At 70.2% G+C, this 14,826-nt stretch carries 14 protein-coding genes, 1 tRNA gene and 2 pseudogenes; 10 read left to right on the top strand and 7 right to left on the bottom strand.

Annotation, left to right across the window (positions count from 1 at the left end; all coding sequences use genetic code 11):
• Positions 1-142 precede the first annotated feature (142 nt).
• Together V4Y04_RS33650 and V4Y04_RS33645 are read left to right on the top strand one after the other, a co-directional pair.
• Positions 143-652 carry an IS5 family transposase gene (locus V4Y04_RS33650; protein ID WP_332432109.1) on the top strand — a complete coding sequence of 170 codons (510 nt, stop codon included), beginning with the start codon at positions 143-145 and terminating at the stop codon, positions 650-652.
• Between the two features lie 5 nt (positions 653-657).
• Positions 658-972, top strand: a complete 315-nt coding sequence (locus V4Y04_RS33645) for a transposase (protein ID WP_332432108.1) — start codon at positions 658-660, stop codon at positions 970-972.
• Here the strand turns inward: V4Y04_RS33645 and V4Y04_RS33640 are convergent.
• Positions 890-1,456, bottom strand: a complete 567-nt coding sequence (locus tag V4Y04_RS33640; RefSeq protein ID WP_332432107.1) for a hypothetical protein — start codon at positions 1,454-1,456, stop codon at positions 890-892. The genes V4Y04_RS33645 and V4Y04_RS33640 overlap by 83 nt on opposite strands.
• Before the next feature lie 126 nt (positions 1,457-1,582).
• A pseudogene (locus V4Y04_RS33635) lies at positions 1,583-1,918 on the bottom strand (transposase); the annotation flags it as partial.
• A gap of 396 nt (positions 1,919-2,314) precedes the next feature.
• Here V4Y04_RS33635 and V4Y04_RS33630 point away from each other — a divergent pair.
• The 3 genes from V4Y04_RS33630 to V4Y04_RS33620 all read left to right on the top strand — a co-directional run bounded on the left by V4Y04_RS33630 (position 2,315) and on the right by V4Y04_RS33620 (position 5,710).
• Positions 2,315-3,133 (top strand): SDR family NAD(P)-dependent oxidoreductase, encoded by an 819-nt coding sequence (locus tag V4Y04_RS33630; protein WP_332432106.1) that lies wholly within the window; start codon positions 2,315-2,317, stop codon positions 3,131-3,133.
• Positions 3,134-3,534: 401 nt separating this feature from the next.
• Positions 3,535-4,017 carry a hypothetical protein gene (locus tag V4Y04_RS33625; protein WP_332432105.1) on the top strand — a complete coding sequence of 161 codons (483 nt, stop codon included), beginning with the start codon at positions 3,535-3,537 and terminating at the stop codon, positions 4,015-4,017.
• 475 nt (positions 4,018-4,492) lie between these two features.
• A complete protein-coding gene (locus V4Y04_RS33620; RefSeq protein WP_332432104.1) occupies positions 4,493-5,710 on the top strand; it encodes a tyrosine-type recombinase/integrase in 1,218 nt (405 codons plus the stop codon).
• Between the two features lie 99 nt (positions 5,711-5,809).
• On the opposite strand, the gene V4Y04_RS33615 is transcribed toward V4Y04_RS33620, so the two are convergent.
• Together V4Y04_RS33615 and V4Y04_RS33610 are read right to left on the bottom strand one after the other, a co-directional pair.
• Positions 5,810-5,883: transfer RNA gene (locus V4Y04_RS33615), tRNA-Pro, on the bottom strand.
• A gap of 378 nt (positions 5,884-6,261) precedes the next feature.
• Positions 6,262-6,906: a GntR family transcriptional regulator gene (locus V4Y04_RS33610; protein ID WP_332432103.1), complete on the bottom strand. Its 645-nt coding sequence runs from the start codon at positions 6,904-6,906 to the stop codon at positions 6,262-6,264.
• A gap of 208 nt (positions 6,907-7,114) precedes the next feature.
• Here V4Y04_RS33610 and V4Y04_RS33605 point away from each other — a divergent pair, with 208 nt between their 5' ends.
• The gene (locus V4Y04_RS33605; protein ID WP_332432102.1) at positions 7,115-8,278 is read left to right on the top strand and encodes a Gfo/Idh/MocA family protein; all 1,164 of its coding nucleotides are present in this window, start codon (positions 7,115-7,117) and stop codon (positions 8,276-8,278) included.
• A 4-nt stretch (positions 8,279-8,282) separates the two neighbouring features.
• Here V4Y04_RS33605 and V4Y04_RS33600 read toward each other — a convergent pair whose 3' ends face one another.
• A complete protein-coding gene (locus tag V4Y04_RS33600) occupies positions 8,283-8,894 on the bottom strand; it encodes a TMEM175 family protein (RefSeq protein ID WP_332432101.1) in 612 nt (203 codons plus the stop codon).
• A gap of 239 nt (positions 8,895-9,133) precedes the next feature.
• Positions 9,134-10,168, bottom strand: a complete 1,035-nt coding sequence (locus V4Y04_RS33595; protein WP_332432100.1) for a LacI family DNA-binding transcriptional regulator — start codon at positions 10,166-10,168, stop codon at positions 9,134-9,136.
• Between the two features lie 116 nt (positions 10,169-10,284).
• On the opposite strand from V4Y04_RS33595, the gene V4Y04_RS33590 reads away from it, so the two are divergent.
• The 4 genes and pseudogenes from V4Y04_RS33590 to V4Y04_RS33575 all read left to right on the top strand — a co-directional run.
• Positions 10,285-11,472, top strand: coding sequence for a phytanoyl-CoA dioxygenase family protein (locus tag V4Y04_RS33590; protein ID WP_332432099.1), 1,188 nt, complete (start codon positions 10,285-10,287; stop codon positions 11,470-11,472).
• A 77-nt stretch (positions 11,473-11,549) separates the two neighbouring features.
• Positions 11,550-12,326, top strand: a complete 777-nt coding sequence (locus V4Y04_RS33585) for an SDR family oxidoreductase (RefSeq protein ID WP_332432098.1) — start codon at positions 11,550-11,552, stop codon at positions 12,324-12,326.
• A gap of 76 nt (positions 12,327-12,402) precedes the next feature.
• Positions 12,403-13,407 (top strand): Gfo/Idh/MocA family protein, encoded by a 1,005-nt coding sequence (locus tag V4Y04_RS33580; protein WP_332432097.1) that lies wholly within the window; start codon positions 12,403-12,405, stop codon positions 13,405-13,407.
• Positions 13,408-13,463: 56 nt separating this feature from the next.
• Positions 13,464-13,924, top strand: a pseudogene (locus V4Y04_RS33575) (Gfo/Idh/MocA family protein); the annotation flags it as partial.
• 90 nt (positions 13,925-14,014) lie between these two features.
• Here the strand turns inward: V4Y04_RS33575 and V4Y04_RS33570 are convergent.
• A complete protein-coding gene (locus V4Y04_RS33570) occupies positions 14,015-14,752 on the bottom strand; it encodes a class I SAM-dependent methyltransferase (RefSeq protein WP_332432096.1) in 738 nt (245 codons plus the stop codon).
• Positions 14,753-14,826: the final 74 nt, after the last annotated feature.

The raw sequence follows: 14,826 nt of genomic DNA, 5'->3' as shown, positions 1-14,826 counted from the left end.
CGACCAAGGAAGCCCGTTGCCTGATCAGTTGAGCAGTATCTCTGTGCATGCGTCCACCGCGGTCACCCCTGGGTGTGACTGCTACGTGCACCGGTTCGGTTCGCTCGCTCCGGGACGGCGGGCAGGCTGCTATCCGAGTGACATGACGGATGCGGAGTGGGCCGAGGTCCGCGCCGCGATGCCGGTGCCGGCCTGGCTCCTGAAGCGGGGCGGGCGCCCCGAGGCGTACTGCCACCGGACAATGCTCGACGCGGTGCGCTACCTGGTCGACAACGGAGTGAAGTGGACGGCTCTGCCGGTCGATTTCCCTTGCTGGCGGGCGGTCTACGACTTCTTCCGCCGCTGGCGGGCCTACGACTATGCGCGTGAACTCTACGAACGCCTGCGACGTTCGGCGAGGGAGCGCGCCGGCCGCAACGCCGAGCCCAGCGCGGGAGTCATCGACAGTCAGTCGGTGGACGCCTCCGAGACCGTCGGCGAGGACAGTCGCGGATACGACGGCGGCAAGTCACGTGACGGCCGCAAGCGTCACATCCTGACCGACACCGAGGGCCTGCTCCTGGAAGTGACCGTGACCACGGCCGATGTGCACGACTCCAAGGCCGCCCCCGCACTGCTGGAGACGTTCATGCAGCAGCCGGGCGGCTGCTGAAACTGGTGTGGGTCGACAGTGCCTACCAGGGTCCGGCGCTGGCGAAGGCGTTCGCCCGTCACGGAGTCCGGACCGAGGTCGTGCGCCGCTCCGACGGACAACGCGGATTTGTCGTACTGGCCCGCAGGTGGGTCGTGGAGCGGACGCTGAGCTGGCTCTCCCGCTCACGCCGCCTCAACCGCGACCACGAACGCCGCCCCGACCACCACGCCCAGATGGTGTGGTGGGCCGCCGTGATCAGACTGTCCCGGCGCCTGGCCGCAGACGCTCCGCGCTGGCCGGAGAAGCGTCCCGGCCGACTGCTCCGGGCTCAGGCATGAACCGTCCGTCCTTCGCCCGCACCAGCCAGCCCCGCTTCTCCAGCACATAGGCACGGTGACGGATCTTCTCCACCTCGTTCTTGATCTCCGCCTCCCGGCCCACCGCCCGCGTCAGCTCCACCCCGTTCACCGGCCCCGAAGCGGCCACCACCGCGGCGAACACCTCCCGATACAGGCCGCTGAGCACCTCCTCACCCATGCCCGACCGCCACACCGGCGGCCGCCCGCCATGCCCCGAGCCCGGGCCGCCCGATCCCACGGCGGCAGCCATCTCACCACCGGACGGCACCGGAACCGGCGTATTCACCGGGCTCTCCCCGGCCAGCACCGACACAAGCTCCTCACGCCCCACCCGGGCCCGCTCGACCCGCTCCCGCGCGGCATCCACCTCCGCCTGAGCCTGCTCCAGGACCTCCGTCCAGGACTCCAGATCCTGCCTCGCCCGCGCCTCACGCTGTTCCATCAACCCCAGCACCGACGGCATCGCACCCTCCTCGATCCATAACAAGCCGTCCGCTGCCTGCCCCTACCCCAAGGCGATCATGCCCCGCACACGAAGAAGCCCCTGCTCATCGAACAGGGACTCCCTTTGCCACAACGCACTGAAGCCGACCACGGCCCCTGACGGGCCCCAGAGGAAGCCGGTGTCGTCGAAGATCAGCGCCTGCGGCCGGATCGCCGCTTCTATCTTCCAGGCCAGCCGGGCCCGCACGTGCGCCGGATCCCACGGACTGGTCGTCACGAAATGGGCAAGAGCCTGCCGGTTCCCGTCCTCACCCAGCCGGGCCGCCATCGGCTCGACCGACTTGCGCTGCCCATCGGTGAGCAGACCCCGCAAGTAGACCTGCCCCCACCGACGCTGATCATTACGCGCGAACGGCTCGAAAACCTCTGCCGCGAAGCCCTCCAACTCGCCACGCCCAGATGCAATTTCCTCCGGAGTCACGCATCTTCAACGACACACCGGACCCACAGGACACGCACCATCAACGCCGACCTGACCAAGCCCTACTAGGAGCTCGCACAGATAAGCGTGTGCTGACGGGCGCGGTTCGGGCGATGGTCCCAGCGGTGGGTCGTCCATGACCGCGGTGCCCGGCCTTACTGTGCGAGATTTCCACGCCGTTGGTGGGTGCCGGTGCAAGCGGCCAGACGACTCCCCCACGTCGCACCGGTACAACCGCCCCCTATGCTGTGCGAGGACGTGCTTCTGCCCGAAGTTCGCTCGCCCCTGCCAGTAACAGGCATGAAAGACAGGCGAGTTCGGGCCCAACCGAAGAGATCACCTGACACACGCTGGTCTGGGGCGCCCGTACCGCATCCGGTTCGAAGGGAACCTGTCTTGCCGAAGGCCGTTGTCATTACTGGTGCAAGCGATGGAACCGGCGCCGCCGCAGCGCGCCGACTGGTACGTGACGGCCACGATGTGGTCATCGTGGGCAGGTCCGCAGCCAAGACCGAGGCGGTCGCGGACGAGCTCGGTGTGGACTCTTTCGTCGCCGACTACGCCGACCTGAAGCAGGTGCGCACCCTCGCGGAACAGCTCGCCGACCGCTGCCCGCGCATCGACGTACTGGCCAACAACGCCGGAGCGATCCTCGGCGACCGCCATGTGACAGCAGACGGCTTCGAGGAGACGTTCCAGGTCAACTACCTCGCCCCGTTCCTGCTGACCCATCTGCTGCTGGACACCTTGCTGGCTTCCCAGGCCCTTGTCGTGCAGACATCAAGTAACGCCGCACGGCTGTCGGCACGCGTCGACCTGGACGACCTCGACAACGCGCGAAACTACTCACCTGTACGCGCCTACGGCAACGCCAAGCTGGAACTCGTCCTCTTCACCCGGGAACTGCACGACCGCTACCACGAGCAGGGCCTGTCCGCGGTAGCCTTCCACCCCGGCGGTGTCGCGTCGAACTTCGCCACGGCCAGCCGGAGTCCTGTGGGCATGCTGTTCCGGACCCCCGTGCCGCGCTTGTTTTTCCAGTCCCCGGAGAAGGCGGCCCGACACCTGTTGCAGTTCGTCACCCCCGCCTCCGAGGACAGTGTCGTCTCTGGTGCGTACTACGAGAACGGCAAACCTCGCACCATCAAAACGCCGCCTATCGGGCCGCAGCTGTGGGAGGCCACTACGGCGTTGCTCGACCTGAACAAGGGGTAACAAGCCGCAGATCTGGTGCGGGGAGCTGGTCAGGTGCAACGGCCCTCGCCGCGCATGGGGCGTGGCCCATTATGGAAGCGCGGGCACAGCTGCCTGGTAATCAAAGAGCGTCATGACTCCATGACCACATGGGCTTGTGCCCATTCCGTTGCTAGAGCCTCGGTAGCACCTATCCGGGCGACCTTAACTTGAAGGTCCTCCTGCCGTACTGACCTGTGTCGCGATCTGGCTGACGCGGGGTATGCCGAGATCGATCACCTGGTGTTGACGGACTTGCTCTGCATCAAGCTGAGAAGCCGTTGTCTTTCCGAGCATGATGGCTGCGTTTCTGCTGGTCAGGCATAGTCCGGTTCTCGTGCGGCAGTGATGGTATGTCTTGTTGTCTCCTCGGGAGGTGCCGGGTGCCGTCGGTGATGGGGTTGCTGGAGGAGCGGGAGCGTGCGGCCCGACAGCGGGTGGAGGTTCTGCAGGCCGAACTTCGGGAGGCGGAGGCCGCGTGGGAGCGGTTCGTGATTGCCCGGGAGACGGTCGGGCAGGTCCTCGCGGAGCCGCGCGACTGCGAGCGCGTGCCGGTGGCTGCGCCTGATCAGCGACCGCGACCGGTCGCCGGGCCGGTGCCCGGCTCGGTGGTGCCGGTGCGGACAGCAGGACTCGGCACTGCCGTGCTGGCACCGGACTACCGGCGGATGATGGCCGTCCTGGCTGAGCGGGGTGGAGAGGCGATGGACTGCCGGCAGCTCGCCGTGGCGCTGGGTCTGGAGCAGGTTCCGGCGAAGGCCGAGGGGGTGCGGTCGAAGGCCAAACGCCTGGCTCAACGGGGCTGGCTCATCGAGGCGGTGCCGGGCCGGTTCAATGTCGCGGACGGGCAAGCCGGCGGCTCATGACCATGCTCATCGACCACCAGATCATCGCCTCGGCACTGTCGGTGCGTTCCTCGTAGTATTCCAGCCGTAGTTCGGTATCTTGGCTGGTCAGCGGCCTGGTGGCGTGGAGTGTAGCGGGGAGGGCGGGTGCGCGGGACGGACTTTGCCACCGCGCCCCGGCGAATAGGTAGCCGCGTCGTTCGTAGTGGCTCTGGCGGGCGCGTGTCTGGTGGCGTCGTCTCCACCGTGACCAGTTCAGGGTGTGGTCGCGGCGTGTGGGACGGTGCGGGGGTTCAGCTGCCAGGAGACGGCGGATCTCGGCCGGCGTGAGGTCCACGAGGTCGGGAGTGTCGTCGTCGGGGCCCCTTTTTCGCGTTCCTGGGCGGCCAGGGCGGCGAGGAAGGCGTGATGCTCTCGGAACGCGTCGTCATGTACAGCGCCCTCGACGTCGAGGAATGGCTCCGCCACCGACGTACCGTCCCGAGCAAGGGGCTCAATGGCCGATAAGACCAACGTTCCTGTCGGTGTCCGGCTCTCCACCGATATCGAGTACCGTCCTGATCGCCCCACTCCGTATCGGGCACGCGTCCGGTGGACCGATCCGACCAGCAAGCGCCGCCAGTCACTGTCCGAGGGAAAGGACAGCGAAGAAGAGGCCCAGGAATGGCTCCAGGCCATCATCGAGGCCGCACAGACCGGCCTGAGCCCGTCACTGGCCACCATGAAGCTCGCCGAATACGGCGAAGCGAACATGGACCTGGCCCTGCGCGGCCTGGAGTTGAAAACGCTGCACCCCTACCTCGCGGGGTGGCGGATGCGCGTTGTCCCCGCCCTGGGCCACCTCGCGGTGCGGATGATCACCAATGGTGTCGTCGACCGCATCGTGCAGAACTGGATCGCAGACGAGCACAGCCGCTCCACGGTGAAGAACACCATTGCCGTCCTGGTCCGCGTCATGGAGCAGGCAGTCCGAGACGGCATCATCAAGGTCAACCCCGCCCGGGTGACCGGCTGGCAGAAGCTCTACAAGCAGGCCGAGGACGAACTCCTCGACCCACGCGCGCTGGCCCTGCCCGACTGGGAGACCCTCCTCGCACTGGCCGACGCGCTCGTGGCCGCCTCCCACGACCAGTACCGCGGCTGGGGAGACGTGGTCATCTTCGCCGCGTGCACCGCCGCACGGATCGGCGAGGTCTCAGGCTGCCGCGTCGGAGACATCGACACCACCCAGTGGATCTGGACCGTGCGGCGTCAGACCACACCCGCGCCCGGCGGACTGACCGACAAGGGCACCAAGGGCAAACGGGCCCGCAAGGTCCCCATCGTCGAGGAGATCCGCCCCCTCATCGCCCAGCGCATCCTGTCCGCCGGCCCCGATCCCGATGCCCGCCTGTTCACCGGCCCGCGTGGCGGACGCATCTCCACCGCCGTCCTGCGCGACGCCACACACTGGGACGACGTGGTCACCAAGCTCGGCTACGAGCACCTGCGCCGCCACGACCTCCGGCACACCGGACTGACCTGGTTCGCCGACGCCGGAGTCCAAGTACACGTCCTGCGCAGGATCGCCGGCCACGGATCACTGACCACCACCCAGCGCTACCTCCACCCGGACGTACACAAGATCACCGCCGCCGGGGCGGCGCTCTCCGCCCACCTCAGCGCGCTGCGCGCGCCACGCTCGCTGCCGAGCCCGATCGTCGCGGCCCGCTGACCTCGGTCAAGGACGCCGGTCCCCAACTGGTCCCCAAGAATGATCAAGGGCCGGTTTCGGATGTCTCCGAAACCGGCCCTGACCTGCGACTGTCTCCAGTCGGGACGACAGGATTTGAACCTGCGACCCCTTGACCCCCAGTCAAGTGCGCTACCAAGCTGCGCCACGTCCCGATGCGTTCCGCGCGGCGTCCCGCATGATCACGCAGGTCAACCCTACCGCATGCGGAAGGCGGCCCGGGGACGGCGGGCGCGGGGTGCCTGCGGTCGCGGCTCGGGCGGCGTGACTCCCGGCCCGGCCACGCTCTCCGTCAGCTCGCGCCACGCCTTCGCTGCCACCGGCACCTCCCGTTCCCCGCGCTCGGCGGACGGTGGACGGCGAGGTGACCCGCCCGGAACGCTTCGACACCGCCTGCGTGCCGTCGCCCGCTCGGCCTCCGTCCAGGTGATCGGCGGTCAGTCGGGCGCGAGCACCAGGCGGGTGAGCGGGTTGCACAACTCGACGCGGTCGCCGCCGGGTTCGTGGACGTAGAGGACTCGGGGACGATCCGGTCAGCCGCGCAGGGCCTCGATCACGCTGGTGGGGTGGGCGCGGACGGCCGCCTCGGGGTCCCTGGCCCTGATCGCTTCGATCAGGGCCAGATGCTCGATCAGGGAGTGCTGCGAGCGTCCCGGCCTGAGCGCCAACTGGAATCGGTGGCGGACCAGTTGGCCGTTGAGGCGGTCCAGCAGGGCCACGGCGGTCCGCTGACCGGAGAACTCCTGGATGCGAGTGTGGAGTTCCTGGCTGAGCTGGGAGTGGTAGGTGGGGGGTTCGCCGTCGGCCACGTCCTGGATCATCACCGTGCCCAGTTCGGTGAGCCGGTCCAGTTGCGCGTCGTCGGCCGTGGCGGCGGTAATGGCGGCGCACAGTCCTTCGAGGGCCATCCGGCATTCGGTGATGGCGACCGCTTCCTCCACGGTCACCACCCGCACCCGTGAGCCGCGGTTGCGGATCCGCTCGACCAGGCCCTGGACCTCCAGATCGATGAGCGCGGCCCGGATTCCGGCCCGGGTCACCCCGAACTGCTCGGCGAGCTCGTTCTCCACCAGCCGCTGGGCCGGCGCCATGTCACCGCGCAGGATCGCTTGTCGCAGCTGCGCGAAGGCATGCCGCTTGACCTGCTCCCCGGTGCTCGGGCGGCCTTGGTCAGGCATCGTCGCTCTCACCCTGAGTGGGTGCCTGGTGGCCCTAGGCCCAGCCAAACAGAATGGTCACCGATTTCTTTCGCTCCATTGCGGACAAATACCGCCCACCCGGTCCGCTCCTTGACACCCTCACTCGTGCACACTCAAGGTTTGTCTGGACAAGGATGAACGGAACAGGGAACGATCCGGGTACGGAACGGTCCGAGGAAGGGCTCTCATGGTGGATACGCTCGGTGTCGCCGTCATCGGATTCGGCTGGATGGGACGGGTGCACACCCAGGCGTACGCGCGGGTGCCGCACCACTATCCGCAGCTTGCCCTGCGCCCGGAACTGATCACGGTCGCGGAGGAGGTACCGGGCCGGGCCGAGGAGGCCGCCGCGCAGTTCGGGTTCGCCCGCACCACCCGCGACTGGCGCGACGTGGCCGCCGACCCTCGCATCCAGGCGGTCAGCATCACGGCCCCGAACTTCCTGCACCGTGAGATCGGCGTCGCGATGGCCGAGGCCGGCAAGCACATCTGGATCGAGAAGCCGGTCGGTCTCACCGCCGACGACGCCCGCGCGGTGGCGGACGCCGCCGAGAAGGCCGGCGTCCGCAGCGCGGTCGGCTTCAACTACCGCAACGCACCCGCCGTCGAGGCGGCCCGCGCGCTGATCGTCGCCGGCGACATCGGGACCGTCACCCACGCCCGCATCCGTCTGTTCAGCGACTACGCCGCCCACCCCGAGTCCGCCCTGACCTGGCGCTACGAGCGGGAGCGCGGCGGCAGCGGAGTGCTCGGCGACCTGGCCTCGCACGGCGCCGACCTGGCCCGCTTCCTGCTCGGCGACATCGCCTCGCTGACCGCCGACACGGCGATCTTCCTGCCCGAGCGGGCCCGCCCGGCAGGCGCCACGGCCGGCCACTCCCGCGCCGCCGGCGGCGAACTCGGCCCGGTGGAGAACGAGGACTACGTCAACTGCCTGCTGCGCTTCGCCTCCGGCGCGCGCGGGGTGCTGGAGGCCTGCCGGGTCTCGGTCGGCGAGCAGAACAACTACGGCTTCGAGGTGCACGGCACCAAGGGCGCCGTGTTCTGGGACTTCCGCCGGATGAACGAACTCGGCGTCAGCCGCGGCACCGCCTACCAGGACCAGCCGGTGAGCACGGTCCATGTCGGTCCGGGCGACGGCGAGTTCGGCGCGTTCCAGCCGGGCGCGGCGAACGCGATGGGCTACGACGACCTGAAGGTCATCGAGGCCCACCGCTTCCTGCGTTCCGTCGCCGAGGACACCGCGTACGGCGCCACACTCGCCGACGCCGTGCGCAGCGCGGCCGTGCTGGACGCGATGGTGCGCTCGGCCGAGAGCGGCGCGTGGGTGACGGTGGACGCCTCCTCCTGACGTCTCAGCGGGCCGCGCTCTCCCGGCGGCCCAGCCAGACCTTCAGCGGCACCAGCACCAGCCACCACCACATGGCGGCGGGCCCGACGACCAGCGCCAGCGGGATGGTCACGAGGAACACTGCCACCGTCGAGCCCAGGTCGGCGATGGAGAGCTTCTCGTCCCGCGCCGGGGCCGCGTCGCCGCGCAGCCAGGGGCGTCCGGCGAGGAGGACGGCCAGCGTGAGGTGGACCCCGCCGAGCGCGGCGACCGCCGCCGAGTAGATGACCACCGAGACGCGCTCGTCGCCGTACTCCGAGATCAGCGCGGTCGGGAACGGCAGCAGTGCCGCGATGCCCAGGCCGAGCACGGTCAGCGAGATCACCTGTCCGTCCACCTGCCGGACGGTGCGGAAGATCGCGCGGTGCTCGCGCCAGAAGCCGGCCAGCACCACCAGGCTGACCGCGTAGGCGCCCAGGTGGGGCAGCAGTTCGCGCAGAGCGTCGTGGTACTCCTCGGGGCTCAGCCCCTGCGGCACGGAGAGGTCCAGGACGAGCAGGGTGATGGCGATGGCGAACACGCCGTCGGCGAGGGTCACCAGCCGCTCGGGCCCGCCTTCCGGGGTCGGTTTCCTCATGCACACGACGGTAAGGGCTGTCCCGTGATCCGTGGTGGACCAGCGCGCGGCGTCGGATGCGGTGCGTCGCAAGACGGAGGGGCGTTCGGATACTGGATGTATGTGGACGTTCCGACAACGCGGCGAGGTGCCGTAGCCGGCGTCGCGCGCCCGCCGGGGATCACGGGACAGCCCTTGGGCAGCCCCGGCCCGCCGGACGGGGATACACGCCCGGGCCGCGGCTCCTGCACCGCGAGCCGTCACCCGGCCACCGTGCCGGGCGGCATGTTGTAGGGGGTGACCACCTGGATCGCGGAGGGGAGGGTGGGGCCGGCCGGTGGCAGGGCGCCGTGCGCGCGCATCACGATGTGGCAGGCCTCGCGCAGGTCCTGGCGCAGGTCGTGGTGGAGCACCGCGGACAGCCGGTGCTCGCGCAGCAGCCGGGCGTTGTCGTGGTCGAGGTCGTGGGCCACGAACACGGCGCACTCGCGCCCGGCGTCCTCGAAGGCCCGCAGGGTCGCGATGTTGCCGCCGCCGATCGAGTAGACGGCACGGATGTCCGGGTCGCGGTCCAGGGCGGCCCGGACGAGGTCGTACTGGGTCGCGTCCAGGCCCTGGCCCTCGGCGATCTCGACGAGGGTGCGCCGGGGGTGGCGGGCGCGCATGGTGCTGCGGAAACCCATCTCGCGCTCCTCCTCGTTGCGGAAGGATCCGCTGCTGAGGCTGGTGAGCACATTGCCGGGCCGCTCCCCCAGCCACTGGCCCACGAGGTACGCGGCGGTCGCGCCGGCCGCCCGGTTGTCGCTGCCGACGCAGCCGACGCGGGCGCTGGTGGGCAGGTCGGTCACCAGGGTCACCACCGGGATGCCCGCGGCGGCGAGCCGTCCGACGGCCTCGGTGACCCCGGGGACGTCCGGCGCCTTGAGGATCACCCCCTGCGAACCGCGCCGGGCGATCCGGTCGAGGACGCCGGTCAGTCCGTCGGCCGGGCCGGTCTCGCGGAAGTGGAAGCGGGAGCGGACCACCGCCGGGTGCAGCGCGGGCAGTTCGGCCTCCAGGGCGGCCCGCACGGCGGTGGAGAACCGCTCGGGCGACTGCATCACGATGTCCACCATGAACGTACGGCCGACCAGCCGGACCTGGGTGCGCTGCCGGTCCAGGTCGGCGATCGCCCGGCGCACCTCCTGCGCGGTGCTGTCCCGTACTCCGCCCCTGCCGTTGAGCACCCGGTCGACGGTGGCCTCGCTCAACCCTGCCTGACGTGCGATTTCCCTGATCGGGAAGGGATGGCCCATACGACCGGCTCCTGAGAATTCTGAGGGGTTTTTGATGGCTGGCTGCTGGTTGCCCGAAGGCTTTGTACTGACAAGAATGACAGAGCCGAGTCCCCCCGTGACCCGAAAGGACGACCATGTCCTTCTCCACCGCTTCCACCCCGGTCCAGCCGTCCGCCGAGCAGCGGCCCTGGCTGTCCGAGCAGGACTGCGACCTGGACGCCTTCCGTGCCCTGGTCGAGCGGACCACGGACCGTGCCGCCCACCCGCTCGCGGCCGCCGTGGAACGGAACGTGCTGCTCTACGACGCCGACCGGCTCGCCCTCGCGGACCGCCGCGAGGCTCAGGCCGAGCTGGTGCGCGCCCTCACCGACGGCCCCGGCATCGTGGTCGTCCGGGGTGCCTTCCCCGACCCGGCGGTCGTGGACCGGGCCACCGCCGTGTTCGACGCCCTGATCGCCCAGCAGCGTGCCACGGGTGCCACCTCCGGCGACCACTTCGCCAAGCCGGGCGCCAACGACCGGGTGTGGAACGCCCTGGAGAAGGCCGCCCTCCACGACCCGCAGGCATTCGCCGACTACTACGCCAACGACGTGATCGCCCTGGTGTCCGCGGCCTGGCTCGGCCCCGGCTACCAGGTCACCTCCCAGGTGAACGTGGTCAACCCGGGTGGCGCCGCCCAGACCGTGCACCGCGACTACCACCTCGGCTTCCTCTCCAACGAGGTCGCCGCCGCCTACCCGGCGCACGTACACCACCTCTCCCCCGTGCTCACCCTGCAGGGCGCGGTCGCACACTGCGACATGCCCGTCGAGTCCGGCCCCACGCTGTACCTGCCGCACTCGCAGAAGTACGGGCCCGGCTACCTCGCCTGGCGGCTCCCCGAGTTCCAGGAGTACTTCGAGGAACACCACGTGCAGCTGCCGCTCGCCAAGGGCGACGCGGTCTTCTTCAACCCGGCCCTGTTCCACGCCGCCGGCGCCAACCGCTCGGCGGACATCCGGCGCATGGCCAACCTGCTCCAGGTGTCCTCCGCGTTCGGGCGTGCCATGGAGACGGTGGACCGCGAGACCGTGACGGCAGCCGTCTACCCGGTGCTGCTCAGAGCACGGGCCGAGGGCGCCGGCGAGCAGTGGCAGGAGAACGTGATCGCGGCGAGCGCCGAGGGCTACCCCTTCCCCACCAACCTCGACAACGACCCGCCGGTCGACGGTATGGCCCCGCCCTCGCAGGCGGACCTCGTCCGGCGGGCGCTGCGCGAGGGCTGGACCGTGCGGACCCTGCGGGAGGCACTGCGGGCCGGCACCGAGCGGCGCGAGAGCTGACACCGCGCTCCGCCTCCCACCCTCCCGTCCCACTCTCCCGCGCGACCGGCTCAGGAACGGAAAGGACCCCGAACGGCATGGGACTTCTCGACGACAGGATCGTCCTCGTCAACGGCGGCAGCCAGGGCGTCGGTGCCGCCGTCGCGCGGGCCGCGGTGCGCGAGGGAGCGGCGGTGGCCGTCACCGGGCGCCGCCCCGCACCCGGTGAGGCCCTGGTGGCGGAGCTTGCCGCCACGGGCGGCAGGGCGATGTTCGTCCGCGCCGACCTGGCCGACGCCGAACAGGCCAAGGACTCCGTCGCCAAGGTGGTCCGGGCGTACGGCCGGGTCGACTGCCTGGTCAACTCGGCGGGGCTGACCTCGCGCGGAACACTGCTGGACACCACCCCGGAGCTGTTCGACCAGCACATCGCGATCAACCTCAAGGCACCGTTCTTCGCCATGCAGGCCGCCGTCGCGGACATGGTGCGGCGCGAGGAACCCGGCACGATCGTCAACATCATCACCTCGTCGGCGCACGGCGGGCAGCCCTTCCTGGCCCCCTACGTCGCCGCGAAGGCCGGCCTCATCGGCCTGACCCGCAACGCAGCGCACGCCCACCGCTGGGACCGGATCCGGATCAACGGGCTGAACATCGGCTGGACCGCCACCGAGGGCGAGGACGCCACCCAGCGCACCTTCCACGGCGCGGGCGACGACTGGCGCGAGCGGGCCTCCGCCCGGCTGCCGATGGGCAGACTCGGCCGGCCGGACGAGATCGCCGACTTCGTGGTCCTGCTGCTGTCCGACCGGTCCGGCGTGGTGACCGGCTCTGTGATCGACTGGGACCAGAACGTCCTCGGCGGCCTCGACTGACCGCCTTCCCCGCTCGTACGACCCCCCGCACGCCCCGCTCACCCCGCTCACCCCGCACCCAAGGAGCACCACCCCCATGCGCATCGGAATCCTCGGTCTCGGCCGCATCGGCGCCTTCCACGCCGAGACCCTCTCCGGACTCGACGCCGTCGAGTCGCTCGTCGTCTCCGACCCGTTCGCGGACGCCGCGAAGGCCGCCGCCGAACGGTTCGACGCCGAGGTCGCGGACTCCCCCGAGGCCGTGCTCGCCGCCGGCGTGGACGGCGTGGTGATCGCCGCGGCGACCGACGCCCACCCGGGGCTGATCCTCGCCTGTGTCGAGGCGGGCGTCCCCGTGTTCTGCGAGAAGCCGGTGGCCCGCACGATGGCCGAGGGCGTGCAGGTCCTGAAGGCGGTCGAGGGCCGGGACGTGCCGATCCAGATCGGCTACAACCGCCGTTTCGACGCCGGCTTCGTCGCCGCGCGGGAGGCCGTGCGAAGCGGGGAGCTGGGCAAGCTCCACACCGTGCGCTCGACCACGCTGGACCCCGCGCCGCCGCCGGCCGCGTACATCGCCGCCTCCGGTGGCATCTTCCGCGACTGCTCCGTGCACGACTTCGACATCATCCGCTGGGTCACCGGCCGCGAGGTGACCGAGGTGTACGCGGTCGGCGGCAACCGGGGTGCCGACTACATCAAGGAGGCGGGCGACGCCGACACCACCGGGGCGGTCCTCACCCTGGACGACGGCACCATCGCCGTGGTCTCCAACAGCCGCCACAACGCCCGCGGTTACGACGTCCGCATGGAGATCCACGGCTTCACCGACTCCATCGCGGTCGGGCTGGAGGACAAGCTGCCGCTGCGGTCGGTGGAGCCCGGGGTGGCCTTCCCTGCCGGCACCCCGCACGACTTCTTCATGGACCGCTTCACCGCCGCCTACCGCGCCGAACTCACCGCGTTCACCGAGGTCGTGGCCGGCACCCGGCCGTCCCCGTGCACTGTGGCGGACGCCCTGGAGGCGGGCTGGATCGCCGACGCGTGCACCCTGTCCCTGCACGAGCACCGCCCCGTCACCATCCAGGAGGTACGACAGGTGTGAGAGACACCGGGGGCATACCCGGGCCGCGAACAGAATCGGTCAAGGGCTCCAAGCCCTTGCGGATCGGCATCCTGGGGCCGCGCGGATCACGGAGCGCTCCCTGATCGTCCCCGCCCGTGCGGGTGGTCATCGCCTCGTCGCGGTGGCCGCCCGCGACCGCTCCCGCTCCGAGGCGTTCGCCGCGGCGCACGTGGTGGAGCGGGTGCACGGCTCGTACGCCGAGCTGCTGGGCGACCCCGAAGTAAACGTCGTCTACAACCCGCCGGCGAACGGCCTGCACGGCCCGTGGAACCTCGCGGCGCTGGAGGCGGGCAAGCACGCCCTCACCGAGAAGCCGGCTGCGAGCAACGCCGAGGAGGCGGAGGAGGTACGGGACGCGGCCGCGCGGTCCGGCGGGGTCTTCATGGAGGCCTTCCACTACCTCTTCCACCCGGTCACCCGGCGCCTGCACGAGCTGCTCTTCTCCGGTGAACTGGGCGAACTCCGCCACGCCGAGGCCCTGGTGACGATTCCGGCCCTCGGGTTCCCGTGAGGTGCGTATTCCTCTCCTCTGAGTCCTGTCCTTCGGTGGATCAGGCGACCGGGCCCCGGACGCGGCGCGCGGCAGTCACGGCCGGGCGGCGCGGCGGAACAGGGCTGTCCAAAGGAAGGGTTCGCCGAAGCGGGGGGACTCGGGCGGTTCGTCGTGCATGCGGCGCAGTTCGACCTCCGTCAGGTCGGAGAAGATCCAACGCAGGGATTCCGGTGTGTAGGCCAGGCCGCCATGGAGGCGGGACTGGCGATAGAAGTCGGTGTCGGGGAGTTCGGACCCCATCTCGCCGGCCGCGAAGCAGGTGAGGGCGAACAGGCCGCCGGGCGCGAGGGCTTGGTCGAGGAGGGTGAGGTAGCTGATGCGGCGGTGCGGCGGCAGATGGTGGAAGCAGCCGGAATCGTAGATCAGGTCGTACGGGCCGCTGAGGTCGGTGTCGTGGAGGGTGAAGGCGTCACCGCAGCGGAATCGGACCTTGGCCCCTGCCTGCCGGGCGCGGTCCTCGGCCCAGGCAATGGCCGTCGGGGAGAGGTCGACGGCGTCCACCTCGAAGCCCAGCGAGGCGAGGTGGAGTGCGTTTCGGCCCGGTCCGCAGCCCAGGTCGAGGGCGCGCCCCGCGGTGATCAAGCCGTGGTCGAGGTACGCGACCAGGTTCTCGTCCGGCTTCGCCACGAAGAACGGGACCGGCTTGGAGCGATCGGCATAGAAACCGTCCCACCAGGAGGCTGCGCCGACCGTCCAGCGGTCGGCCTCCGGCACGAACAGGCCGTCCAGGAGCCTGAGCACATCGTCCACCGTGCGGATGTTCCGGTCCATCGAGATCTCCTTTCGCGGTCGTGCGATCGTAGGTCAGAATGAAGCAGAAGCCCAGGTCAGGCAGTGCGACGAAA

The organism is Streptomyces sp. P9-A2 (assembly GCF_036634175.1).
In the GTDB taxonomy this organism is placed as follows: domain Bacteria; phylum Actinomycetota; class Actinomycetes; order Streptomycetales; family Streptomycetaceae; genus Streptomyces; species Streptomyces pratens.
This window is presented reverse-complemented; position numbering and strand designations above follow the sequence as displayed.